The 23,808-nt window shown below is 62.7% G+C and carries 19 protein-coding genes; 10 read left to right on the top strand and 9 right to left on the bottom strand.

The window, feature by feature from the left end; all coding sequences use genetic code 11:
• Positions 1-63: 63 nt before the first annotated feature.
• On the top strand, positions 64-1,143 hold the full coding sequence (locus tag G7068_RS04790; protein WP_166289664.1) for a type IV toxin-antitoxin system AbiEi family antitoxin domain-containing protein: 1,080 nt from the start codon (positions 64-66) through the stop codon (positions 1,141-1,143).
• Positions 1,144-1,276: 133 nt separating this feature from the next.
• On the opposite strand, the gene G7068_RS04795 is transcribed toward G7068_RS04790, so the two are convergent.
• From G7068_RS04795 to G7068_RS04825, 7 genes are all read right to left on the bottom strand, one after another.
• A complete protein-coding gene (locus tag G7068_RS04795) occupies positions 1,277-1,705 on the bottom strand; it encodes a DUF1801 domain-containing protein (RefSeq protein ID WP_205881348.1) in 429 nt (142 codons plus the stop codon).
• A complete protein-coding gene (locus tag G7068_RS04800) occupies positions 1,702-2,265 on the bottom strand; it encodes an NADPH-dependent FMN reductase (protein ID WP_166289667.1) in 564 nt (187 codons plus the stop codon). Before G7068_RS04800 ends, G7068_RS04795 begins: the two co-directional genes overlap by 4 nt.
• A gap of 109 nt (positions 2,266-2,374) precedes the next feature.
• Positions 2,375-4,720, bottom strand: a complete 2,346-nt coding sequence (locus G7068_RS04805; protein WP_205881349.1) for a DEAD/DEAH box helicase — start codon at positions 4,718-4,720, stop codon at positions 2,375-2,377.
• 61 nt (positions 4,721-4,781) lie between these two features.
• Entirely contained in the window at positions 4,782-5,615 is an 834-nt protein-coding gene (locus tag G7068_RS04810) for an ABC transporter ATP-binding protein (protein WP_166289670.1), read from the bottom strand.
• A complete protein-coding gene (locus tag G7068_RS04815; protein ID WP_166289673.1) occupies positions 5,612-7,504 on the bottom strand; it encodes a dipeptide/oligopeptide/nickel ABC transporter permease/ATP-binding protein in 1,893 nt (630 codons plus the stop codon). Before G7068_RS04815 ends, G7068_RS04810 begins: the two co-directional genes overlap by 4 nt.
• Positions 7,501-8,442 (bottom strand): ABC transporter permease, encoded by a 942-nt coding sequence (locus G7068_RS04820; protein WP_166289676.1) that lies wholly within the window; start codon positions 8,440-8,442, stop codon positions 7,501-7,503. Before G7068_RS04820 ends, G7068_RS04815 begins: the two co-directional genes overlap by 4 nt.
• A gap of 5 nt (positions 8,443-8,447) precedes the next feature.
• Positions 8,448-9,986: an ABC transporter substrate-binding protein gene (locus G7068_RS04825; RefSeq protein WP_166289679.1), complete on the bottom strand. Its 1,539-nt coding sequence runs from the start codon at positions 9,984-9,986 to the stop codon at positions 8,448-8,450.
• A 263-nt stretch (positions 9,987-10,249) separates the two neighbouring features.
• Here G7068_RS04825 and G7068_RS04830 point away from each other — a divergent pair, with 263 nt between their 5' ends.
• The 6 genes from G7068_RS04830 to hpaD all read left to right on the top strand — a co-directional run bounded on the left by G7068_RS04830 (position 10,250) and on the right by hpaD (position 17,055).
• On the top strand, positions 10,250-11,035 hold the full coding sequence (locus tag G7068_RS04830) for a fumarylacetoacetate hydrolase family protein (RefSeq protein ID WP_166289682.1): 786 nt from the start codon (positions 10,250-10,252) through the stop codon (positions 11,033-11,035).
• Complete coding sequence (locus tag G7068_RS04835) at positions 11,020-11,838, top strand: HpcH/HpaI aldolase family protein (RefSeq protein WP_166289685.1); 819 nt, start codon at positions 11,020-11,022, stop codon at positions 11,836-11,838. The genes G7068_RS04830 and G7068_RS04835 overlap by 16 nt, the downstream gene beginning before the upstream one ends.
• 287 nt (positions 11,839-12,125) lie before the next feature.
• Entirely contained in the window at positions 12,126-13,589 is a 1,464-nt protein-coding gene (locus G7068_RS04840) for a fumarylacetoacetate hydrolase family protein (RefSeq protein WP_244304800.1), read from the top strand.
• A 3-nt stretch (positions 13,590-13,592) separates the two neighbouring features.
• Positions 13,593-14,282 carry a GntR family transcriptional regulator gene (locus G7068_RS04845; RefSeq protein ID WP_166289688.1) on the top strand — a complete coding sequence of 230 codons (690 nt, stop codon included), beginning with the start codon at positions 13,593-13,595 and terminating at the stop codon, positions 14,280-14,282.
• A 35-nt stretch (positions 14,283-14,317) separates the two neighbouring features.
• Positions 14,318-15,814 carry a 5-carboxymethyl-2-hydroxymuconate semialdehyde dehydrogenase gene (hpaE, locus tag G7068_RS04850; protein WP_166289691.1) on the top strand — a complete coding sequence of 499 codons (1,497 nt, stop codon included), beginning with the start codon at positions 14,318-14,320 and terminating at the stop codon, positions 15,812-15,814.
• Between the two features lie 98 nt (positions 15,815-15,912).
• Positions 15,913-17,055, top strand: a complete 1,143-nt coding sequence (gene hpaD, locus G7068_RS04855) for a 3,4-dihydroxyphenylacetate 2,3-dioxygenase (RefSeq protein ID WP_166289694.1) — start codon at positions 15,913-15,915, stop codon at positions 17,053-17,055.
• A gap of 78 nt (positions 17,056-17,133) precedes the next feature.
• Here the strand turns inward: hpaD and G7068_RS04860 are convergent, their stop codons facing one another.
• Complete coding sequence (locus tag G7068_RS04860) at positions 17,134-17,673, bottom strand: GNAT family N-acetyltransferase (protein WP_166289697.1); 540 nt, start codon at positions 17,671-17,673, stop codon at positions 17,134-17,136.
• A gap of 68 nt (positions 17,674-17,741) precedes the next feature.
• Here G7068_RS04860 and G7068_RS04865 point away from each other — a divergent pair, with 68 nt between their 5' ends.
• Positions 17,742-18,815, top strand: a complete 1,074-nt coding sequence (locus tag G7068_RS04865; RefSeq protein ID WP_166289701.1) for a methyltransferase — start codon at positions 17,742-17,744, stop codon at positions 18,813-18,815.
• On the opposite strand, the gene G7068_RS04870 is transcribed toward G7068_RS04865, so the two are convergent.
• Positions 18,816-20,300, bottom strand: a complete 1,485-nt coding sequence (locus tag G7068_RS04870) for an APC family permease (RefSeq protein ID WP_166289704.1) — start codon at positions 20,298-20,300, stop codon at positions 18,816-18,818. It lies immediately after the preceding gene.
• A 328-nt stretch (positions 20,301-20,628) separates the two neighbouring features.
• Here G7068_RS04870 and G7068_RS04875 point away from each other — a divergent pair, with 328 nt between their 5' ends.
• Complete coding sequence (locus tag G7068_RS04875; RefSeq protein ID WP_166289706.1) at positions 20,629-21,576, top strand: AraC-like ligand-binding domain-containing protein; 948 nt, start codon at positions 20,629-20,631, stop codon at positions 21,574-21,576.
• Between the two features lie 144 nt (positions 21,577-21,720).
• Positions 21,721-23,778, top strand: a complete 2,058-nt coding sequence (locus G7068_RS04880) for a primary-amine oxidase (RefSeq protein WP_205881351.1) — start codon at positions 21,721-21,723, stop codon at positions 23,776-23,778.
• Positions 23,779-23,808 lie beyond the last annotated feature (30 nt).

Here is a 23,808-nt window from a genome sequence, read left to right on the forward strand (position 1 = left end):
TGAATTATCCACAGATGTCCTGAGTCAGTCACGCCCAGGCTTCAAATCGGCAACGCTGGTGTCATGCGACAAGCCAAACCCGTCACTCGCACCCAGGTCGCTGGTCTCGAACGCAGCCTTGTGCGCACGCAAGAATTGTTGCGGTCTGGGCTCACCGAACGAAATATCGCACACCACGTAAAAACTGGCGAACTCATACGGTTGCGTCGCAGTTGGTACACCGGCAAAGAGGCTTGGACTTCGCCCTCAATGGCAGATCAGCATCTGCTTGCCATGATCGCAGTCCGAGGTGCTGCGGAGACCACACCAGTGTTTTCCCATCGCTCAGCCGCGACGCTGCACGGCCTGCCGGTGTGGTCACCATGGATGGAGCGCATCTTCCATAAGCCCGCCTCAGACCCCAGAATCGTGGCGCTCACCAAATCCGCGAGGCACGGAACGGTCGGTGGTTTTTTGAGTATCCACCGCAGTGATCTCGACCCCGAGGAGGTCGGCAGCATTGCAGGGTTCATGTGCACCTCACCAGTTCGAACAATCATCGACCTTGCGCGAACGGAGCCCTTCGGAATCGCACTCGCGTGCACCGACTCGCTACTCAACCAGCTTTTTAGTACCAACAGAGTTATTGACGAGGCAGCCTGGCACGAGTGGCGCACTCAGCTCATCGCTTATACACACGACCGCCCTCGGCAACGTGGCATGGCAATAGTGCGTAAACTCGCCATCCTCGCGAATCCGGGTGCAGAGTCACCCCTGGAAAGCGTGAGCCGACTACGCATGCACCAACTGGGAATTCGGGTTGAACTCCAGGTACCCGTCCCTTCCGAGAACGGCGGAACGCTACACGTAGATTTCAAGCTTCCTGACTTCAACGCATTCGGCGAGTGTGACGGAAAGGTGAAGTACTTCGATGCAGAGATGCTCAACGGCGAGAGTGCAGCAGAGGTAGTTCACAAAGAAAAGCTTCGACACGATTGGATTGTGGGCACCACAAACATGCGTGGAATTCATTGGGGAGCGAAGGACGTCACGACAGCAGCGGTATTTGCAAGACGGCTGCGTGCGTTCAGGATCGAAGTACCAGGCAAACCAACGAAGGAGTTTGGTAAGGAAATCGCAACCTTTCTTGGCAGACTTCCTTGAGAAGTGCTCCAGGGATCGATCACTTAGGCACGAGTGCGCCGCCTACCGACGAGTGCACCGCTTACCGACGAGTGCACCCTTTTCCAACGCGTTTGCAAGGGGGCCGCTCGTCGATTGCCTGGGCGCTCGTGCGTCATGCAGGCTCGGCAGGAGCACCCGGCAGCCCGCGCAACGGCACGAGGCCCTGGTTGCGGCGGATGTCGCGGTAGTTCCACTGAAGATCGCGGGCCTTTGACAGCCAGCGAGCCAGGGCAGCAACGTCGACCTGCGCCGGGTCCGTGTACCTGGCCTGCGCGGCCTGGAAGCTCCCTTCAACAGCGAGCCCGGGTTCGTCGAACGCCTGCCCACTCCAGAACAGCAACTGCACCGAGGCTTTCAGCCGCGAGTAGCCGACCACGGGGTTGCCGTCGAAAAACCAGACATGGTGAGCGTGCCACACCTTGCGATCCGCATCGGCCAACTCGCGCTCGATGACGTCCAGGAGCAGGTCACAGATCACACGGGCCTCGGGGTCTAGCCCGTTTTGGTAGGCGCGAATATCCTCGGGAATTGGGGTTGTCATGGCCGCTCCGTCTCTCGGGCGTTCTTCTCGACGTGGTCAAAAAACGCGGTCGCCCAGTCGCCCAGGCGTCGGTAAAGTGTTGCGTTGCCGACTGCTCCCGTTTCTGGATCAAAGTCGGCAGCATCAAATGTGTAATAGAACTCGGGCTGCCCCAGGGTGGGCATGTCGAGGTAAGCGAGCACCTCGCGCAGTTGGTGTTGGGAGAGTGCGGTGCCGAGCCTGCCGCTCGATGCGCCGATAATTCCCACGGGGATTCCGGGAAAGGCGTTCTGGCCGCCAGGGCGAGATCCCCACTCGAGTGCGTTTTTGAGCGCCGCGGGCATCGATCGGTTGTACTCCGGCGTGGCAATGATCAGGCCATCTATATCACCGAGCCCACGCTTAAACTCAAGGGCTGAATCCGGAAACCGATCATCAAGGTCACGGTTATAAACCGGCAGTTCACCAATGGGCAGCTCGACAAGTTCGGCCCGCTCACCGATCACTTCTCGCAGCCCGTAGAACAAACGCCGGTTGATCGATTTCTCCGACAAACTGCCAATTATGAAGCCGATACGCATGTGCGCCCTCTTTCATTTCAAGGGCGTCACCAGATAAAAGAACCGCCCCGCACCCCAAGCCTCGCGAACACGAAGCAAAATGTCTAGGGGTGCGGAGCGGTTCAACGCCTCAGCGCAGAAAACTACCAGCGTGGCTTACGCGGGCCGCGGTCGTTGCCGCCACCATCGCGAGGACCACGGTTGTCGCGATCACCACGGTAGCCACCACCGCGGTTGTCGCGGTCGCCGCCACGGCCTCCGCCGTACCCGCCACGGTCGTTGCCATAGCCACCGCGGTCATTGCCATAGCCGCCGCGATCCCGGTCGCCCCCGCGGGCGCCACCGTAGCCGCCGCGGTCACCGCCACGGTTGTCGCGGTCACCACGGTACCCGCCACCACCGCCGCCACGGTTGTCACGATCGCCGCGGTAGCCGCCGCCATCGCGCGAACCACGGTCATCGCGGTAGCCACCGCCACCACGGCGGTCACCCCCGCGATCTCCGCGGGGCTCCCAGCCCTTGCCGCGAGGGCGGGGCCGTTGTCTGGCTTCAGTTCGATCAGCTTGCCGCTGATGCGAGTCTGCTCAAGAGCGGACAGCGCAGAGGGCGAGAGCGAAGTGGGCAGCTCGACGAGCGAAAAGTCATCGCGTACCTGGATGCGACCGAAGTCGTCGCGAGTCAACCCGCCCTCGTTGGCGATAGCGCCAATGATCTGGCCGGGGTTGATCTTCTGGCGGTGCCCGACCTCGATGCGGTACATACGCAGGTCACTGCGACGCTCACCGCGCGGTGCACGCTCACCACGGTCTGAGTCACGGCCGCGGTCGCCACTTCCGTCGAGGAACTTCGCGGCCTGCGCGCGATCCCGAGCGAACTTACGGTCGTCGTTCTCGTCGAGCAGCAGCGGCGTATCACCCTGCGAAACCACGGCGAGCGCTGCGGCCACGTCGGCCTCGGGCACGTCGTGGTTGCGCACGTAGTGAGCGATGATGTCGCGGAAACGATCGATGCGCGCGGTCTCATCGAGTGCAGCTGTGATGGCGTCGTCGAAGCGTGAAAGCCTGGTCGCGTTGACCTCTTCAACTCCGGGAAGCGCCATCTGGGTAAGGGGCTGCTTGGTGGCCTTCTCGATCGAGGTCAGCATGCGGCGCTCGCGCGGGGTCACAAAGCTGATCGCGTCGCCCGTGCGACCAGCGCGGCCGGTACGACCGATGCGGTGCACGTACGACTCGGTGTCGATCGGCAGGTCAAAATTGATGACGTGGCTGATGCGCTCGACGTCAAGGCCACGCGCGGCAACGTCGGTCGCCACGAGGATATCGAGCTTGCCGTCCTTCAACGCCTGGACTGTGCGCTCACGCTGGGCCTGCTGCACGTCACCATTAATGGCTGCGGCAGAGTAACCACGGGCGCGCAACTTCTCGGCCACCTGCTCGGTGTCGTTACGCGTGCGCGTGAAGACGATGATGCCGTCGAAGTTCTCCACCTCGAGGATGCGGGTCAGCGCGTCGACCTTCTGCGTGTACGAAACTACGATGTAGCGCTGCGTGATCGTCGCGCTGGTCTGGGTCTTGCTCTGAATCTTGATCTCATTGGGATCGTTCAGGTACTGCTGCGAGATGCGGCGAATCTGAGCCGGCATCGTCGCTGAGAACAGCGCAACCTGCTTCTCAGTGGGCGTATCCGCGAGGATCGTCTCCACGTCTTCTGCGAAGCCCATCTTCAGCATCTCATCGGCCTCGTCAAGCACAAGGTACTTGATCTGGCTGAGGTCGAGCGAGCCACGCTTCATGTGGTCCATGATGCGGCCGGGGGTGCCGACAATAATGTCGACGCCACGACGCAGTGCAGAAAGCTGCTGACCGTACGCCTGGCCACCGTAAACGGGCAGCAGGTGAACCTCGGGAAGGTGAGCCGCGTAGCTCTCGAACGCCTCACACACCTGCAACGCAAGCTCGCGGGTCGGCGCGAGCACGAGTGCCTGCGGCTTGCCCTTACCCGGCTCCAAGCGCGACAGAATCGGCAGCGCAAATGCAGCGGTCTTACCCGTGCCGGTCTGCGCAAGGCCAACAACATCGCGCCCAGAAAGCAGGGTCGGGATCGTAGCCTCTTGAATCGCTGAGGGGGTCTCGTAGCCGAGGCCCTTCACAGCACGCAGAATCGGCTCGCTCAGCCCCAGATCATCAAATGTGGTGCGCGTGGCCTCTGCGGGGGCCTTCTTCTTCTTTGCCGGAGCCTCAGCTACGGTTTCAGTCTCAGTCTCAGCAACGATCTCAGCTGCGGAGTCATCGTTCGCGGGCGCGCTGTTCGCAGCGGCTTCATTCTCAGCGGCAGGCTCGGCTGCAATTGCGGTTTCGCGTTCCACTGCGGCCTCGTCGGCAGCGGGTGTCTCGGTCGTCTCAGGTGTTTCAGTCGTCTCGGGCGCCTCGGTAGGCGCAGTCGCCTCAGTAGGCTCGGTGTTCTCAGAAGAGGTCATCATAGTATTCTACCCCGGCCAGGCGCCAGCTCGTGCAGGCAACTACCTCACTTTGAAACCCTCAACGCTCGTCAGCCGCCCGCAGCGCGAGCCAGGCCTCGCGGCGCTCAGCCTGCAGCACCGGATCCGCCACCGGGGAGGCAGCGAGCAGGCGTTGACTGTACAGGTGCTGTGGATCTCGGGTTACCCGCTCGCCGTCACCAATTTCCACCAGATTTCCGCGAAACATCACGGCAACCCGGTGGCAAATGCGACGCACAACACCGAGGTCGTGGGACACGAAGAGGTACGAAACCCCGGTGTCGCGCTGCAGCTCGATGAGCAGATCGAGCACGGTCGCCTGCGTCGTCAGATCTAGGGCACTCACCGGTTCGTCGCAAATGATCAGCCGAGGCTTTCGCACGAGCGCGCGGGCGATAGCGATCCGCTGCCGCTGTCCCCCCGAAAACTCACTCGGGTAGCGGTCGGTCACGCTGCCCGGCAGATTGACCCGCTCGAGCATCTCGCCAACGGTTCTGCGGGCTTCTGCGCGACTTGTTCCCGCTGCCGACAGCGGCTCTGCCAAGATCTCGCCTATCGTCATCATCGGGTTCAGTGATCCATAAGGATCCTGGAACACCACCTGAATGTCCGCCGCAAGCTGCCGCCTGGCCCTCCCCGAAAGACGCGTAATGTCTCTTCCGTCGAAGGTGATGCTGCCACTGGCCACGGGCACGAGGCCAAGAATCGCTTTGCCGAGAGTGGATTTGCCCGATCCGGACTCCCCCACAAGGCCAACGCACTCGCCGTCGCCGACATCGAGCGATACCTCATGCAACACGCGCTTCGTGTTACGGCGAGATCCGTACTCAACCACCACATTTTCGGCCCGCAACAGGGGCTCAAAATGAGTCATGCGTTGACCTCCGTCACTGCTGAGGGATCGCTGTTCAATCGCTCTGTAAAAAGTTCATCGAGCTCACCGCGGCTCTCAACTCCGTCGAGAGACGCAGCTATGAGCTCGCGTGTGTAGGAGTTCTCTGCGTGAGCAAAGATCGGCTCGACGTCGTCAATCTCAACGATGGATCCCGAGCGCATCACCACAACGCGGTCACACAGGTCTGCAACCACCCCAAAGTTGTGCGTCACGATCACGAGCGACATTTGGTATTCCTGCTGCAGCTCGCGGAGCAGTTCGAGCACCTCGGCCTGCACTGTGACGTCGAGCGCCGTTGTGGGTTCGTCGGCCACGAGCACCGATGGTTTGCCCGCGATCGCTCCCGCGATCAGCACGCGCTGCGCCATACCGCCGGAAAGCTCGTGCGGGTACGACTTCATGACACGCTCGGCGTCCACGATCCCGACCCGCTCAAGCATCGCGAGCGCACGGTCTCGCGCACGGCTCTTGCTCATGCCGTGCACCGCCCGCAGCGGTTCGATCAGCTGAAACCCGATCGTGTACGAGGGGTCGAGGTTTGTCATCGGCTCCTGGGGAATGTAGCCGATCTCGTGACCAAGCAGTTGCGCGCGGTCGGCGCGCGACAGGGTCGTGACGTCTTCGCCGCCGATCCAAATTGCGTCCGCGGTGTAGTAGCCCGACTTGGGCAGCAGATCGAGCATCGAGAACACCGTCTGTGATTTACCAGAACCTGATTCCCCCACAATGCCGAGCACCTCACCAGGGGCAACGTCGAGTGTGATGCCGTGCACCACCTCGACCTCACCGCTCGGGGTCTCGTACTTCACACGCAGGTTTTCGAGTCGCACGGCCGAGTCGACCGCTGCGATAGACGTAGATCCTGTTGTGGTGTCCTCGCGAGAAACCGATCGCTTCGCGGCGTTCTGCGCCGCAACCCTGCGGCGCTCACGGCGTGAGAGTGTCATCGTTTTTACGCTGATCACGTCTGCGAGCGCGGATCCCAGCACCGCGAGCGCTGCGATCGTCACACCGAGTGCAACCGAGGGCCAGAGCAACAGCAGCGGATCCGTGCGCATGACCCGGAAGCCCTCGTTCATAGCGGCACCCCAGCCGGGAGTCGTGCCGCCCCCGATCCCCAGGAATTGCAGTCCGGCCTGCATACCCATCGCCATACCGGCGGTGAGCGCCGTCTGAATCACTATCGGCGAAATCACCGCGCGAACAACGTGGCGCGACATAATGCGCGTGTTGGAGAGGCCCGCGACTCGAGCCGCGTCGATGTACGCCTCGTGGCGCACCGACAGCACGGTCGATCGGGTCAGGCGGAAGTATCCGGGTGCCATAAACACACCGACCGTAATCATGAGCAGCGTGAAATCGTTGCGCGTGCTCGCGGCAACGATGAGCAGAATGATCATGCCCGGGACCGCCTGGAGCGCGTCGCTGATCCAGGTCCCGATTCGGTCGACTGTGCCACCAAAGTAACCAGCTGCGAGGCCGGAGGGCACACCCAGCACAACCGCCGTGGCGATTGCGACAATCGCACCCCACAGCGTGGCTTGGGCACCCCAGATGAGTCGGCTGAGCACATCCCGCCCAGCGGTGTCGCCGCCGAGCAGGTGTTCGGGGCTCGGCAGGGCTCTCGTCAACGAGAGGTCGACGGCGTTTGGGTCGTAGGGTGAAATCCAGGGCGCAAACACGGCAACGAGCACAATAAGCAGCAACACCGCGCTGGATATTGCCCCGGCGGGCCGCCTCAAGAAGCGCCTCAGGGTTAATTGGCGAGCGCCCCCGCGAGCGTCAACGGTGGTCACGGCCGTGGCGGTCGCAGCGTCAACTGCCTCAGTCGCCGGACCCGTGACTGAGTTTGGCAGCGGAGCGGTCATTTCACACGCACCTTCGGGTTGATCCAGCCGAGCAGAATATCGAGCAGGAAGTTCACGATCACAACAAACACCACGGTGATGACAGTGATGCCGAGCAGCATAGGAATGTCGCCGTTCTGAGAGGATCCCTGGGTAAGCGCACCGATGCCGGGGAGGGCAAATATCTGCTCGACGACGATGGCTCCCGAGAGCAGCCCAACAAACATCAGTGCCAGCACGGTGAGCGAGGCAGGTGCCGCGTTGCGCAGCAGATGAACGGTGATCCGCCACTGCGGCAGTCCCCTGCTGCGCAGCGTTCGCACGTAATCTTGGCGATCCGCCTGAATGATCGCGTTGCGCAGCTGTTCGGCGATCATAACGACCGCCCCGACCGCCAGCGCTATGGCTGGCAGGGTTATTGACTGCACCCAGCCGCCAAACGATTGCTCCGGGGTTGTGTAGCCAACCGCGGGAAACCACTTCAGCTGCACCGCAAACAGCATCACGAGCACCAGCGCAACCCAGAACCCGGGAAGCGCAAACAGCACCACAGCGCCGGCCTTCACGACTCGATCGATCCACGTGTTTGGTCGCAGCCCCGCCACCACTCCCAGCACCCCGCCGAGCACCGCCGAGATCAAGATCCCGACGGTGACGACGGAAAGGGTGACTGGAAGCTTCGTGGCGATCTGCTCAGAAACCGGCTGGAAGTTGCGCCAGGAATCGCCGAAGTTGCCCTGCACTAGCTGCGTAATCCAGTCGCCAAACTGCACGATCACGGGTCGATCCGTACCGATCTTCTGTGCCAGCGCCGCCTGAGCCTCTGGCGTAGCGGCGCTGCCGAGCAACCCAAGTGTCGGATCGGGAATCGCTGCGTGTGCGAGGAAGAACGTGGCTGTTGCCACGGCGATCAGCAGGATCACCCCCGACAACAGGCGCTTGAGCGTGAAAGTCAGCACGGCGTCTAGCCCTCGAGGTGAATGTGGCGCAGTGTCGGGAACATCATGCCGGTAACGGGAGTCACCGTGAATTCCTTCGTGGAGACGTAGGAGTTGTTCGACTGGTACCAGACGTCGAACCACGCTTCTTTCGTCACCATCTCGTTGAGCGCTTCGATTTCCTTATTCTGAGCGTCACCGGGGTCAGCGCTGAAGACCTTGTCGGCCTGCGCTTTGATGTCGGGGAACGCATCGAGACTCGTGGTTGGGTTGTACCACTGCGGCTCCGTGATCTGACGTTCGACCGTGGCAACCGCGTTGCCGTCCATTGAAATGACGCCAACAAAGACCGGGTACGTCGGAGCTTTGGCCATGTAGTCCATGAACTGGTACTCGTCCCAGGTCACTTTGATGCCGAGCTCCCCAAACACCTGCTCGACCGCGGCCTGATAGGGCTGGAACGGCGGCGCCATCGGCATCTTGACTGTGAATCCATCGGCGTAGCCGGCATCGGCGAGCATCTTCTTTGCGGTCTCGATGCTCGGCTTGTACAGGTCATTCAACTTCGACAGATTGCCAGTGGTGCCGTCGGGGAACACCTGATTGGTGGCAGCACCGTTGTTCTGCGCGATCGCTTTCAGCATCTCCGGTCCGTTGAACGCGTGGTTGAGCGCCTGTCGCACCTTCACGTCGCCCAGTGGTTTGCCCATTTCTGTGGCGCCCGTGCGGTCGGTGAACTGCAGACCGACCCAGGCGGAGAGGCCTGAGCTCACGTTCCAGTCGTTAGCCGCGGCTGTGTCGATGGCGGTCTGGTCGCCGTAAATCACGTTGAACTGACCACCCTCCATGCCGTTGAGCATTGCGGTGGGGTCACTCAGGGGCGAGATGACGAGAGGATCAAAGGGAAAGTCTTTGGAGTCCCAGTGCTTCGCAACCTTGTCGAAGTGGTATTCGGCGCCCGCCACCGTGTCTTTTCCAAGGATGTAGGGGCCCGATCCCACCGGGGTTTTTGCGAGCGACCCGTCGTCAATGGCTTTGGGGGCCATCATGTAGCTGCGGCCGAGACCCATGAAGTAGAGAATCGTGTCGTCGCGTTTTTTGAGGTGAATCGCGATTGTGTCGGTGTCGACGGCCTCAAAACTGTCGACGTTTTGATACGCCTCCTGCGAGCGCACCCCGGCCTTCAGGTAGTCGAGACTCTTCACGGCGGCTGCCGCATCAAACTTCTCACCGTCGGAGAACACAGCGTCATCGCGCAGGTCCATGGTGATCGTTTTGAAGTCGTCAGAGACCTCCCACTTTGTGGCGAGCGCCGGTTGCGGCACTCCCTCACCGTCAACAACCACGAGCGGATCGTAGATGGCTGACAGGTAGGGGCCGTCAAATCCGATGTCAGCGAGCGCGGGATCCCATGATGTGATGTCAAGGAAGTTGCCGATCTTTAGGGGGACGTTGCCCGCCGGCGCAGCGGCATCTCCCCCGGATGAGCCGCTACTGGAGCAAGAGGTCAAGGCCAGTGCGGCAACCATGACGGCGGCGATGCCAGTCAGTGTTCTCTTCATCATGTCTGCTTCTCTCGATCAATGGACACGTCTGTTGGGGTGAGGCTCCGTTGCTGTTCCAAACACTTGCCGAGAAGAACGATGTTCTTCGTTAGAGGGAAGAGGGTTGGACGTCACGTCGGTGTACCGTCACTTTTCATTCTACGCACGTTGACAATAAAAACAAGTAGAAATTTCCAAAACCATCCGGGGCGAAGTTCCGCGACCTGGCGTGACCCCGGCGGATCGTATACGATTTGAGCACAACATAGGAGTTTGGAGACCACGTGCTCGACCAGAAAACGATCGAATCTATCGCTGACGAACTGGTGCAGGCGGACCGTGACCGCACGATTTTGCCGAAGCTCACCTCGCGCTACCCCGACATGGTGATCGAGGATTCGTACGCCATTCAGAAGGTGTGGTCCGATCGACGCATCGCGGCGGGCGCACGGCTCGTAGGGCACAAGATCGGCCTCACCTCCAAGGTCATGCAGCTCGCGACCGGCATCTCCGAACCCGACTACGGCGTGATCCACGACGACATGGTGTTCGAATCCGGATCCGTGCTCGAGTTTGATCGGTTCTCGAACGTGCGCATCGAGGTCGAGCTGGCCTTTGTGCTCGCGAAGCCCCTCACCGGCCCGAACGTCACGATCTTCGACGTGCTCGATGCCACCGCCTACGTGGTGCCAGCGCTTGAGGTGCTGAACTCGCACCTCGAGCTCGAGGGCCGCACAATCGTTGACACGATCAGCGACAACGCCGCGATGGGTGCGATGGTCGTCGGCGGCCGCCCCGTCAAGGTTGACGAGACCGATCTCACCTGGGCCTCCGCACTGCTCTACCGCAACGAAACCATCGAGGATTCCGGAGTGGCCGGCGCGATCCTGGGCCACCCCGCCCTCGGTGTCGCCTGGCTCGCAAACAAACTGGCGCAGCACGGTCAGACCCTCGATGCCGGTGAGATTATTCTCGCGGGATCATTCACGAAGCCCATGTGGGTGCAGCGCGGCGACACGGTGCACGCCGATTACAACGGCTTAGGATCGGTGACATGCCGATTCGCCTAGAACTTCCTGCCACGCTGCGCGATCGACTCGCGGCGGCGGAACGCCCGCTCATCGGACTGTGGGCGTGTGCGGGCAGCCCGATCACCGCGGAGATTGTCGCGGGCAGCGGCTGCGACTGGGTGCTGCTCGATGCCGAGCACTCCCCCAACGGCCTTGAATCGGTACTCGCTCAGCTGCACGCGATGTCGGGTTATGCAACGACTCCCGTTGTACGCCCGCCCTACGGTGACACCGTTGCGATCAAGCAGTACCTCGATCTCGGCGTGCAGAACCTGCTGATTCCCATGGTCGACTCGGCCGAACAGGCTGCCGAGATCGTGCGCGCGGTGCGCTACCCCGATGGCGCAGGTGGCGGGGTTCGCGGTGTCGGATCCGCGCTCGCCAGGTCCGCCCGCTGGAACCGGGTTGATGGCTACCTCGGCCGCGCAAACGAGACCATCAGCTTGACCGTGCAGATTGAGTCGGCGGCTGCGGTCGCAGATGTCGAGCGGATCCTCGCGGTTGACGGGGTGGATGCCATCTTTGTCGGCCCCTCCGACCTCGCGGCCTCGATGGGCTATCTCGGCCAGCAAAACCACCCCGATGTGGTCGAGGCCGTGCTGCGCACGATCGCTGCTGCTCAGGCGGCAGGCAAACCCGTCGGCGTGAATGCGTTTGTGCCCGCGGATGCCGATCGCTACATCGAGGCGGGAGCCGCGTTCGTCGCGGTGGGCGCCGACGTCGCGATCCTTGCCCGCCAGACGGAGGCACTGGTGGAGCGCTTCACCGCTGGCGAGGGATCCGCGCCGCGCGCGAGTTACTAGCCACTATCCACCTTTCAAACCCGAGGCACACTCTCGGGCGCTAGGGACGCCCTGGGAAGCGGGTTGGCCGGAGTCACCGGAGCGAAACCTACTGGCAGGTTTCCCACCCTTCCCAAATCCCCCAGGATCGTATACGATAACAAATATTACGACGCGCGAGACCCGCGCACACGGCGAGACATTGCGAGGTTGCTTTGGTTGAGACAGGACCCACTTCTGCGGCGCAGGCCTTTGGGATCGACACCCCCGGCAAGATTATTGCCGTTCATCTCAATTACCCCTCCCGCATGCAGCAGCGCGGGCGCACCCCGGCGCAACCGTCGTACTTCTTGAAGCCGGCTTCCTCACTCGCAGCGACCGGCGGCACGATCGAGCGCCCAGCGGGCACCGAGCTGCTCGCCTTCGAGGGCGAGATTGCCCTCGTCATCGGCACCCCCGCGCGCCACGTCTCCCCCGAGGACGGCTGGAAGCACGTCGCTCAGATCACGGCAGCCAACGACTTCGGCGTGTACGACCTGCGCGCGGCCGACAAAGGGTCGAACGTGCGCAACAAGGGCGGCGACGGGTTTACCCCGATCGGGCCAAAAGCGATCTCGACCGAGGGCCTCGGCGAGGGCGATTGGCGCGTGCGCACCTGGGTCAACGGCGAGCTCGTGCAAGACGACACGAGCGACACGCTCAAGTTTCCCTTCGGTCGTCTGGTCGCCGATCTCTCCCAGCACATGACACTCGAGACCGGCGACGTGATCCTCACGGGCACTCCGGCCGGATCATCAGTCGTCATTCCCGGTGACACCGTCGAGGTTGAGGTTGATGCCCCGAACGCACCGGGCTCCCCCACAACGGGCCACCTCGTCACCGCGGTGACGCAGGGCACCGTTCCCTTCGGCGACTTCGGATCGAAGCCCAAGGTCGACGATCTGCAGCGCATCGAGGCCTGGGGCAGCGAAGAAGAACACGCGGCGGCCGTGGCGGCCGGGCGCGCGACCCCACTCGATGGTAACGAGGGCAACGACGGTGGTTCAGGATCACCCCTCACCGACGCCATCCGCGCGCAGCTTGAGGGCGTCGCGGTCGCGACCGTCTCGGCCGCACTGCGCAAGCGCGGCTACGTCGACATCTTTATTGATGGCGTGCACCCGAACCACGAGGGCGACACGATCCTCGGCACCGCAAAGACCCTGCGCTTCATTCCGTTCCGCCCCGACCTCTTCAAGGAGCACGCTGGCGGCTTCAACGCCCAGAAGCGCGCCTTCGACACGGTCAACCCCGGCGAGGTGCTCGTGGTCGACGCGCGCGGCGTGCGCGGCACCGGCACAGTCGGCGACGTGCTCGCGCTGCGCGCCCAGGTGCGCGGGGCCGCGGGCATCGTGACCGACGGCGGCGTGCGCGACTTCGCGGCCGTGCAGGAGTTCGACATTCCCGTCTTCTCGCAGGGCGCGCACCCGAGCGTGCTCGGCCGCCGCCACGTGCCGTGGGAGACCGACGTCACCATCGCGTGCGGCGGCGCAGCGGTGCAGCCCGGCGACATCATCATGGGCGACCGCGACGGGGTCATTGTGATCCCTCCGTTCCTGCTTGAAGAGGTGGCTGCCGAGGCCGCCGCTCAAGAAAAGGCCGACGCCTGGGTTGCCGACCAGGTCGCGAAGGGAGCCGCGGTTGATGGACTCTTCCCAATGAACGCCGAGTGGCGGGCGAAGTATGAAGCCGAGACAGCCGGGGCAAACACGGCCACCGAGAACAAGGCCTAAAACGTGTCCGAAGAGTCAAAGTCCGAGCGCGCCTACCGCCTGATCCGGGATCGGATCGACGGCGGGCAATACGTGCCGGGTTATCGCCTGGTGCTCGCTCCCATCGCAAACGAGCTCGGCATGTCGGTTGTGCCCGTGCGCGAGGCGATCCGGCGACTTGAGGCCGAACAGCTCGTCACCTTCGAGCGCAACGTCGGCGCGCAGGTCGCGCTGATCAAAGAGACCGAGTATCTGCACACGATGCAGACACTCGCTCTGGTTGAGGGATCTGCAACGGCACTGGCGGCGCCCGGCATCACGCAGGATCAGATCCAGCGCGCCCGCGCCATCAACCAGACCATGCGCGAGACGCTAAGCGCGTTCGATCCGCAGCGCTTCACGGCACTCAACCTCGAATTTCACAGTGTGCTGTTCGAGAGCTGCCCGAACCCGCACATTCTCGATCTCGTGCACCGCGGCTGGAATCGCATGAAGGTGCTGCGCAATTCCTCCTTCAGCTTTGTTCCGGGCCGCGCACAGGAATCGGTTGAGGAGCACGAGCAGATCCTGCGCCTGATCGAGCAGGGCGCCTCCCCCGTCGAGATCGAGATGACGGCGCGGGCTCATCGCACCGCCACGCTCGACGCTGTGCTCGCACACACAGAAGGGCTTAAACACCCTGACGAACACAAACACACACTTTCACAGCACTAGCTCAACACATCCCTAGTTCAACCCTGGAGAGAATAATGACCTACGAAAAGCCAGCAGACCTGCCAGACAAGATCCAGCTCTTCATCGACGGCGAGTTCGTCGACGCCGAGGGCGGCGCACAGTTCGACGTGATCGAACCGGTGTCGAACGAGGTCTACACCCGAGCCGCATCCGCGAGCAAGGCCGACGTCGACCGCGCTGTGGCGGCCGCGAAGCGCGCCTTCGATGAGGGCCCGTGGCCCAAGATGCTCCCCCGCGAGCGCTCACGTATTCTGCACAAGGTTGCCGACATCGTCGAGTCGCGCGACGATCGCCTCGCACTGATCGAGAGCTGGGACTCGGGTCTGCCGATCACCCAGGCCAAGGGCCAGGCCCGCCGCGCCGCCGAAAACTTCCGGTTCTTCGCAGACCTCATTGTCGCCGAGCACGACAACGTCACCAAGGTTCCCGGTCGCCAGATCAACTACGTGAACCGCAAGCCCAAGGGTGTCGCGGGCCTCATTACTCCCTGGAACGTGCCGTTCATGCAGGAGTCGTGGAAGCTCGCTCCCGCGCTCGCGACTGGCAACACCGTTGTGCTCAAGCCCGCGAGCTACACTCCCCTGTCGGCAGCACTGTGGCCCGAGATCTTCCGCGAGGCAGGCGTGCCCGACGGCGTCTTCAACCTGATCCTCGGCTCGGGCGGTGTCGCGGGTGACGCACTCGTGAAGCATCCCGATGTGCCGCTCATCTCCTTCACGGGCGACAGCTCGACCGGCGCGATGATCTCGACCAACGCCTCACCCTTCCTCAAGGGCCTCTCACTTGAGCTCGGCGGCAAGAGCCCATCGGTTGTCTTCGCCGATGCGGATCTCGAAGAGGCACTCGACGCCACCGTGTTCAGCGTGTTCAGCCTGAACGGTGAGCGCTGCACCGCGGGCAGCCGTGTACTCGTCGAGCGCTCGATCTACGACGACTTTGTTGCCCGCTACGCTGAGCGCGCGAAGAACATCGTGATCGGCCTGCCCAACGATCCAAAGACCGAGGTCGGCGCACTCGTGCACCCGAGCCACTTCGAAAAGGTCATGAGCTACGTCGAGATCGGCAAGTCCGAGGGCCGCCTCGTCGCCGGTGGCGGCCGCCCCGAGGGCTTCCCCGAGGGCAACTACGTCGCCCCGACGGTGTTCGCCGATGTGAAGCCCGAGGCACGCATCTTCCAGGAGGAGATCTTCGGCCCCGTCGTCGCAATCACCCCCTTTGACACCGACGAAGAGGCACTCAAGCTCGCAAACGACACCAAGTACGGCCTCGCAGCCTACGTCTGGACCTCGAATCTGAAGCGCGCACACAACTTCGCGCACGGCATCGAGTCGGGCATGGTGTGGCTGAACTCAAACAACGTGCGCGACCTGCGCACCCCGTTTGGCGGCGTAAAGGCGTCGGGCCTCGGCCGCGAGGGCGGCTACCGCTCGGTCGATTTCTACACGACGGCCCAGTCGATCCAGATCACGCTCAACGAGGCCCACAGCCCCCGCTTCGGCGCCGGCAGCTAACCACCCCGTCATCCTGCGCGAGCGGAGCGAGTCGCAGGATCCACACCACCATCCCCCAAAAGTGCAGTAATAAATAAGGACCAAGGAAGGACCGAATTATGTCTGAGCTCAAAGGTCGTGAAAAGACCTCCTCTGGCTTCTACGTCACCAAAGAAGCCCCGATCAACACTGACAACCCCATCAAGACCCCGAGTGTGCCAGCACCAGACATTCTGCGCTGCGCCTATATGGAGATCGTCGTCACTGACCTCGCCAAGTCGCGCGAGTTCTACGTCGACGTGCTCGGCCTCACGGTGACGGAGGAAGACGAGAACGCGATCTACCTGCGCTCGCTCGAGGAGTTCATCCACCACAACCTCGTGCTGCGCAAGGGGCCGGTTGCCGCCGTTGCCGTGTTCTCGTACCGCGTGCGCACGCCAGAAGACATCGACAAGGCAGTTGCGTTCTACACGGAACTCGGCTGCCGCGTTGAGCGCCGCAAGGAGGGCTTCGTTAAGGGCATCGGTGATTCGGTGCGCGTGGAGGATCCCCTCGGTTTCCCCTTCGAGTTCTTCTACGAGGTCGAGCACGTTGAGCGCCTCGCCTGGCGCTACGACCTCTACACGCCGGGTGCGCTCGTGCGTCTCGACCACTTTAATCAGGTCACCCCTGACGTGCCCCGCGCGGTGCGTCACTACCAAGATCTGGGCTTCCGGGTCACCGAAGACATTCAGGACGAGGACGGCACCGTCTACGCGGCCTGGCTGCGCGCAAAGCCGACCGTGCACGACACGGCGGCAACCGGTGGCGACGGCCCCCGCATGCACCACGTTGCATTCTCGACCCACGAGAAGCACAACATTCTCGCGATCTGCGACAAGCTGGGTGCGCTTCGCCTCTCCGACAAGATCGAGCGTGGCCCGGGTCGCCACGGCGTCTCGAACGCGTTCTATCTGTACCTGCGCGATCCTGACGGCCACCGCGTCGAGATCTACACCCAGGATTACTACACCGGCGATCCCGACAACCCCGTTGTCACCTGGGACGTGCACGACAACCAGCGCCGCGACTGGTGGGGCAACCCGGTTGTGCCGTCGTGGTACACCGACGCCTCGCGTGTGCTCGACCTTGACGGCAACCTGCAGCCGATCGTGGCGCGCACCGACGAGTCGGAGATGGCCGTGACCATCGGCGCCGACGGCTTCTCATACACGCGTGACGAAGAGGGCGAAAAGGGCTTCAAGCTCGGCAACACGCTCTAAGCAGCCAGGAAAGAACGCGGTCTCGCCTCGGCGGGGCCGCGTTCTTCTGTTGCAGAACTAGTCGGAGCGTCCCAGGCCCTACAGCTTGAGTTCGAAGAGCACACTGGTTCTGCGAGAACCGTCCTTGCGAACAATGCTCTCCACCCGGCTGCCGCACGGTTGTGCACCAAGCTTAAGAATCGCCTGAGCTGATCGAGCGTTACGCTCGTCCGTCTGAAACAAGACCCACTCTGCGCCACTGACGCGCGCGGCGTTGATCATAAGCGTCTTGACCCGCGCGTTCAGGCCTGTCCCCCAGGTTGTTTGCCCCATGTAGCTCGCGCCGATTTCGAGAGCGGAATCTCTCTCTGCCACCCCGAAATGTGAGGTCGTACCGACAACCGCTCCATCGAGAAAGACCAACCACGTTGCGCACGAGGGGTCACGATCGATCTTTGCCAGCATCCAGCTTTTCAGCGCACCCGGGTCTGCAGGTCGGCCTCCCGGAATATGCTCCCAGACGTTTTCACCGAGAACTTCAAACAGGGCGGAGGCATCAAAACGGTTGTCGATCCGCTGCAGCCGCACGTTGCCATCCTGCAGCGTTTCGGGCAGCCCAGCGAGGAGATCACGGCTCATCGCTCCAGCCTAACGGGACCGGGTGTCACCCGAGTTCGACATAGACCCGTGACGGTAGGCTTACGTCGATGAGCAAGCTCCAAGCCGCAGCCCCGGTACCAGTCGACGACACGTTGACCGCCGACGAGGCGTACCGTTTGGCCACGGCTGGCACGCGCATGGTGTTCAGAGGCGACTACCACAACGCGCGGCAGCTGCTCAGCGCGATCGCTCGACGCATTCCCGACGGCACGGGCTCTCGCAAACGCGGTTCGGGATCGACCAAACCCACCACGGCCGAGCGCTTCTATAAGTACCGACAGGCCCGCACGCAGCGCGCCCGAGTGCTGTCGATGCTGCTGGTTCCTCTTATCCCCGGTCCCGCAGTCGATCTCAAGCGTGCCCCCGACATCACGGAGGCCTGGACCAACGCGTTCGGGCCGCTAGAAGCACCCACCGTGGTGAGCCTGCAGGAACTCCTGGGGGCCATCGGGGCCGAGCAGTGGCGCCGCAAGGGCGTCTATGTCGACGCGCTTGGAGCGAGGATCCACCCCCACTACGGCACCTTCGCCCCCGTGCGGGGCGAATACCTTGACCTGGTTGCCCGGGCCGAGCTGCCCGCGACCGACAAGGCATTCGACATTGGCACCGGCACCGGAGTGCTCGCCGCGATCCTGGCGCAGCGCGGTGTGGCCGAGGTCATCGGCACCGATTCGCAGGAGCGAGCGGTCGCCTGCGCGAACGAAAACCTCGTCCACCTCGGATTGCAGGAGCGCGCACGAGCCATTCAGCAGGACATGTTTCCTGAGGGACGCGCCGACATCGTCGTGTGCAACCCCCCTTGGCTCCCCGGCACCCCGCAGACCCTGCTCGACTACGCGATCTACGATCCGAAATCGGCAATGCTGCGCGCGTTTTTACGCGGTTTGCCCGACCACCTCGCGCCCGGCGGCCAGGGCTGGCTCGTGATCTCGGATCTGGCCGAGCGCCTGGGCCTGCGCAGCCGAGAAGAGCTGCTGAAATGGATTGCCGAGGCCGGCCTGCGCGTCGTTGGCACCGAAGAAACGATTCCAACACACACCCGCGCAGCCGACCCCAGCGACCCCTTTCACGCCGAGCGATCGGCCGAGATCACGACGCTCTGGCAGCTGGAGACTCGCTAGCTACTCAACAAACATGTGCGCGTCCTCGGGCAGCTCCGTGAAACTCTCAAGATCTTCATCGAGCCCCTCGTAGATCTTGGGCCGCTTCGTCTTGAGATACAGCGCATACAGCAGCCCACCAACCACCGCGGCCACAAGCACCCACGGCAGCACAACAACGTAGATCGCGTCGGAACCGGCAACCAGATCGAAGTTCAGCAGGGCCATGACGCTGAAGGTGAGCAGCGCCAGGAACCCAATGCCGGGCGCAATGAAAGTGCTCCACCAGCGTGGATCCCGCTTGCGACGGAAGTACACAACAACGGCGAGCGCCGCGATTGCCTGCACGATCATGATCGAGAGGGTGCCAAAGCCAAGCCCGACGGGCACCAGCGTGAAGATCGGCGGCATATCGGTGTCGACCGCAACTACGAAGATCGCGGCGATCACGAGCCCGAACAGGTAGTTCACCGCGAGGGCGCGCTGTGGCGCTCCCTTCACGTTGGTCGTCGCGAGCCAGCGCGGCAGCACCCTGGCGCGTCCCAGGGCGTACAGGTACCGCGCGGCCGAGTTGTGGAACGCGAGCTGCGCCGCGAACAGGCTCACAACGAGCAGAATCACCGCGATCATGCCCATCACCGGCCCAAGATACTTCTCGATCAGCATGAGGGTGAGATCACCGTTTTCCTCGTGGGCGAGACCCTGCGCCTGCGCATCTTTTACGCCGAGTGCGCTCACAATCGCCCAGCCTGCAAACGCGTGCAGCAGGCCAATAACGATGATGGCGACGTAGGTGGCGCGGGGAATGGTTTTGCGAGGATCGCGCGCCTCCTCACCAAAGAGCGCCGTGGCCTCGAAGCCGATAAACGCGGTTGCCACGAGCAGCAGGCCGATCCAGATAGATCCGCCCACAAGCACCTCCGGACTGAACGCCAGCGTAAACGCCTGCATGTCGAATCCGGTCTGAATCAACACCGAAAACGCGAACGACAGCAGCAGGATGATCTCCAGCACGAGTGCGACTCCGAGCACAATCGCACTCACGTGGATGCCGGATCGGGCAAGCAAAAAGACCACGGTAAACAGCACAAACCCGCAGAGGTACCAGTTCAACTCAATCCCGAAGATCATCGGCAGCGCCACGGCCCCGGTGAAGAAGCCGATGGTTCCCAGAGCGCCCGCAACAAACACGTTGTAGCCGATCGTTGCGATGAGCCCGGTGATAAGGCCCGCGGGCCGCCCGAGTCCCTTCACTACAATCGCGTAGAAGCCACCAGCGTTTGTCAGTTCCTTGGTCATCTGGGCGTAGCCGATGGCAAAGAGCAGCAGGGCGAGCGCCACGATAATGACGGCCACGGGGGTGCCACCGCCATTGCCGTGGGAGATCGCGAGTGGCAGCACCACGATCCCGACGGTCACCGGAGCAACCGCGGCAAGCACAAGAAAGACGATCGCTGGGACACCCAATTGATTTCGCGCGAGTTGAGTCTGAGAGGTTTCAGTCATGAGATCTCCTGTTTCAGGCGTATCGGGGCAGCATCATTGCCGAACCGAGGGTGAGCCAATCGCGTCGACGCTGAAGCGGCGGGCTCTGGGGCAGTTTTAGCACGCGGGAGGCGAGGCATCTACGGCCGCTGGCGATCCTGCGCGGAGAGACAAGCCACCCGCCACAACCAGACAGCACCCAACAAGATGAGCCCCCAACGTTGCCGCGAGCTTGCCAATCGGATAGCATCCTGGTGAAAGCTCAGGATCTCCCCTCAGCAACAAATTCTCTCGACGACAACGAAGTCATAGCACGGCTATAGTACGGCTCAGCACAGAGGTGATAGGCATGCAGCGCACACACGACGCAGCATCCGCGGTGGTGCGCACCGAAGATCTCAGCACGTATCAACAGACCGTCGACAACTCGTTTGTGCCGCTCAAGATCACGCCCGAACCCGATGGGCCGTTTGCAGCGTCTCTGAGAGGTGTTGGGGCGGGTGATGTTGCCTTCACCGAGGTGCACTCGATGCCGCAGGTGGTCGAGCGCACGCGGGAGAACATCTCCCGCGGCGGTAGCGGCTTCTACAAGGTGAGCCTGCTACTGGCCGGTTCGGGGATGCTCATTCAAGACGGCCGCGAGGTCATTATGAACCCCGGCGACATCTCGTTCTACGACACCTCACAGCCGTACTCGCTGGTGTTCGGCGAGCAGTTTCGCAATCTCATCATGATGTTCCCGAAGGATCGCCTCGAGTTTCCGGAACAGTTCACGGCGTCGCTCACGGCTGTCTCCCTGGGCGATGAGCACCCGCTCGCGCAGGTGGTGGCCGACTTCATCTCGAAGTCCTCACCCCACCTGCACCTGCTGCCCGCCGCTGCGCGCCACAAGCTCGCGCACACCAGCATCGAACTTTTTACCTCTGTGCTCTCCGCGGTGTTCGATTCCGAAACGATCGCACAGGATCCTCACCAGGCCATGCGGCAACGCATCTACGACTACATTCGCACCAACCTGGCCTCGCACGACCTGTCGCCGGGAAGCATCGCCGCCGCCAACTACATATCGACGCGGCACCTCCATGCACTGTTCCAAGAGACCGGAACCTCTGTTTCGGCCTGGATCAAGGAGCGTCGACTCGAGCGCTGCCGCGCAGACCTGCTCGACCCCGCGCTCGCGCACCGGGGCGTTGCGGCGATAGCCGCCAACTGGGGATTCACCGACGCCGCACACTTTAGTCGCAACTTTCGCGCGGCCTACGGCGACTCACCGACGGCGCTGCGCCAGCGGGGCTGAAGGTTTGGCACCCCCGGGATCACCCCTAGATGTTCAACTCTTGTCTGGGGGTGCACGACTCGGCATTCCGGGTGCCGTTCGGCCCGCGCTCGCCGATACTTAAGTGAAGTAACCGAATTCAACGAAGAGTGAGGGACACTCCCCATGGCACACACCCCAGATGCGTCGCACACACACGGCAAGCGTGTGAGCACGCCAATTTCGGCGCAGCACCCGCTCGATCCGCTCAACGAGGCAGAGATTACTCGGGTGCGCAGCATCCTTGAGAACGCTGGTTATCTGACGGAGCACGTTCGTATGGCGATGCTGCTTCCGCTCGATCCGCCGAAGAGTGAGGTCGCTTCGTGGAAACCCGGTGCATCACTCGAGCGTCGAGCCGTTGTCACACTGCTCGATCGCTCGAACGCCGAGCACTCAGAGGTGAAGGTGTCGATCACCAAGGGCAGTGTTGAGGACCACCGCGTGCTGCCCACTGGTGAGGCCCCCTACGGCCAGGCGGCCATTCTCATGGAGGAGTTCTATGAAGTGGGTGAGATCGTCAAGGCGTCACCCGAGTGGCGCGCAGCGATGGAGCGCCGTGGGCTCTCCGAGTTCATCGACGGTTGCTTCTGCTCACCGCTCGCGCCGGGCTATTTCGGCAAGGACGACGAGATGGGGCGTCGGTTTGTGCGCTCGTTCACGTACCTGATCCCAAACGAGGGAGACAGCCCGTGGGCACACCCCGTTGAGGGACTCATCGTACGTGTCGACCTCACGAACCACAGCGTCATCGATGTCTACGACGAGGGTGACGTGCCCACCCCAATGCAGCACGGCAACTACAACCTCGACGCCCAGGGTCCCGCCCGCACATCGCTGAAGCCGATCGACATCACGATGCCCGAGGGCCCGAGCTTTTCGGTCGACGGCAACATCGTCGAGTGGGAAAGCTGGAAGCTGCACGTTGGCTTCAACGCGCGTGAGGGTCTCGTGCTCAATAACGTGTCGTGGCGAGACGGCGGTGAGGATCGCCCGGTGCTCACCCGGGCGAGCGTGCCCGAGATGGTGGTGCCCTACGGCGACACCGACGAAACTCGCTACTGGATCAGCTACTTCGACGCCGGCGAGTACCTGCTCGGTCGCAGCGCAAACTCACTCGCGCTGGGTTGCGACTGCCTCGGCGTGATCCACTACTTCGACGGGTTCGTCAACGATGACCTGGGCAACGCTGTCAAGATTCCCCAGGTCATCTGCATGCACGAGGAGGACTACGGCATCCAGTGGAAGCACACGGATCTTGACGGCAAGACCGACACACGCCGCAGCCGCCGCCTGGTCATTAGCTACTTCGCGACGGTCGGCAACTACGACTACGGCTTCTTCTGGTACCTGTACCTCGACGGCTCGATCCAGTTTGAGGCGAAGGCAACCGGTGTTGTGTTTGCGGGAGCGGGCATTCCAGGCAGCGACAACCGCTACAACACCGAGGTCTCCCCCGGCATCTTCACGCCCGTGCACCAGCACATCTTCTCGGCCCGCCTCGACGTCGCGATCGACGGCGAAGACAACACGATTAACGAGATCGAGGCTGTGCAGATTCCGACGGGCCCCGACAACCCGCGCGGCAACGCGTTCACCTGGTCGCACACCCAATTGAAGACCGAGCAGCAAGCGCAACGCATGGCAAACGGCGCGATGAGTCGAGTGTGGGAGGTCGCCAGCGCACACCGCAAGAACCACGTGGGCAAACCAACCGCCTACTGGTTGATTCCCGAGGGCAAGTCCGCGCTGCTCGCGCAGCCCGACTCCTCCGTATACGCGCGCGCCAACTTCGCGACGAAGCACCTGTGGGGCACCCGGTTTGCCGAGGACGAGCTGTACCCCGCGGGTCAGTACCCCAACTCCAACGCGGGATGGGCGGGTCTTCCCACCTGGACCAAGGCGGACCGCAGCCTCGACGGCGAAGACATCGTGCTCTGGCACTCCTTCGGGCCAACACACTTTCCGCGCACGGAAGACTGGCCGGTTATGCCCGTCGACTACTCGGGATTCTGGTTCAAGCCGCACGGCTTTCTCGACCAAAACCCCACGATGAATCTGCCAGAGGACTCCCGCTCGTCGTGCGCCATGTCAGAGGACGGCTGCTGCTCCGCCGGAGCCTGCGGCTGCTGCTCCGGTGAAGAGTGCAAGTGCAGCAATCCGAACTGCGACTGCGGCAAGTAGCTGCACGACCAACGTATTCAGAACAACGTA

Origin of the sequence: Leucobacter viscericola (genome assembly GCF_011299575.1) — a bacterium.
Lineage (GTDB): Bacteria > Actinomycetota > Actinomycetes > Actinomycetales > Microbacteriaceae > Leucobacter > Leucobacter viscericola.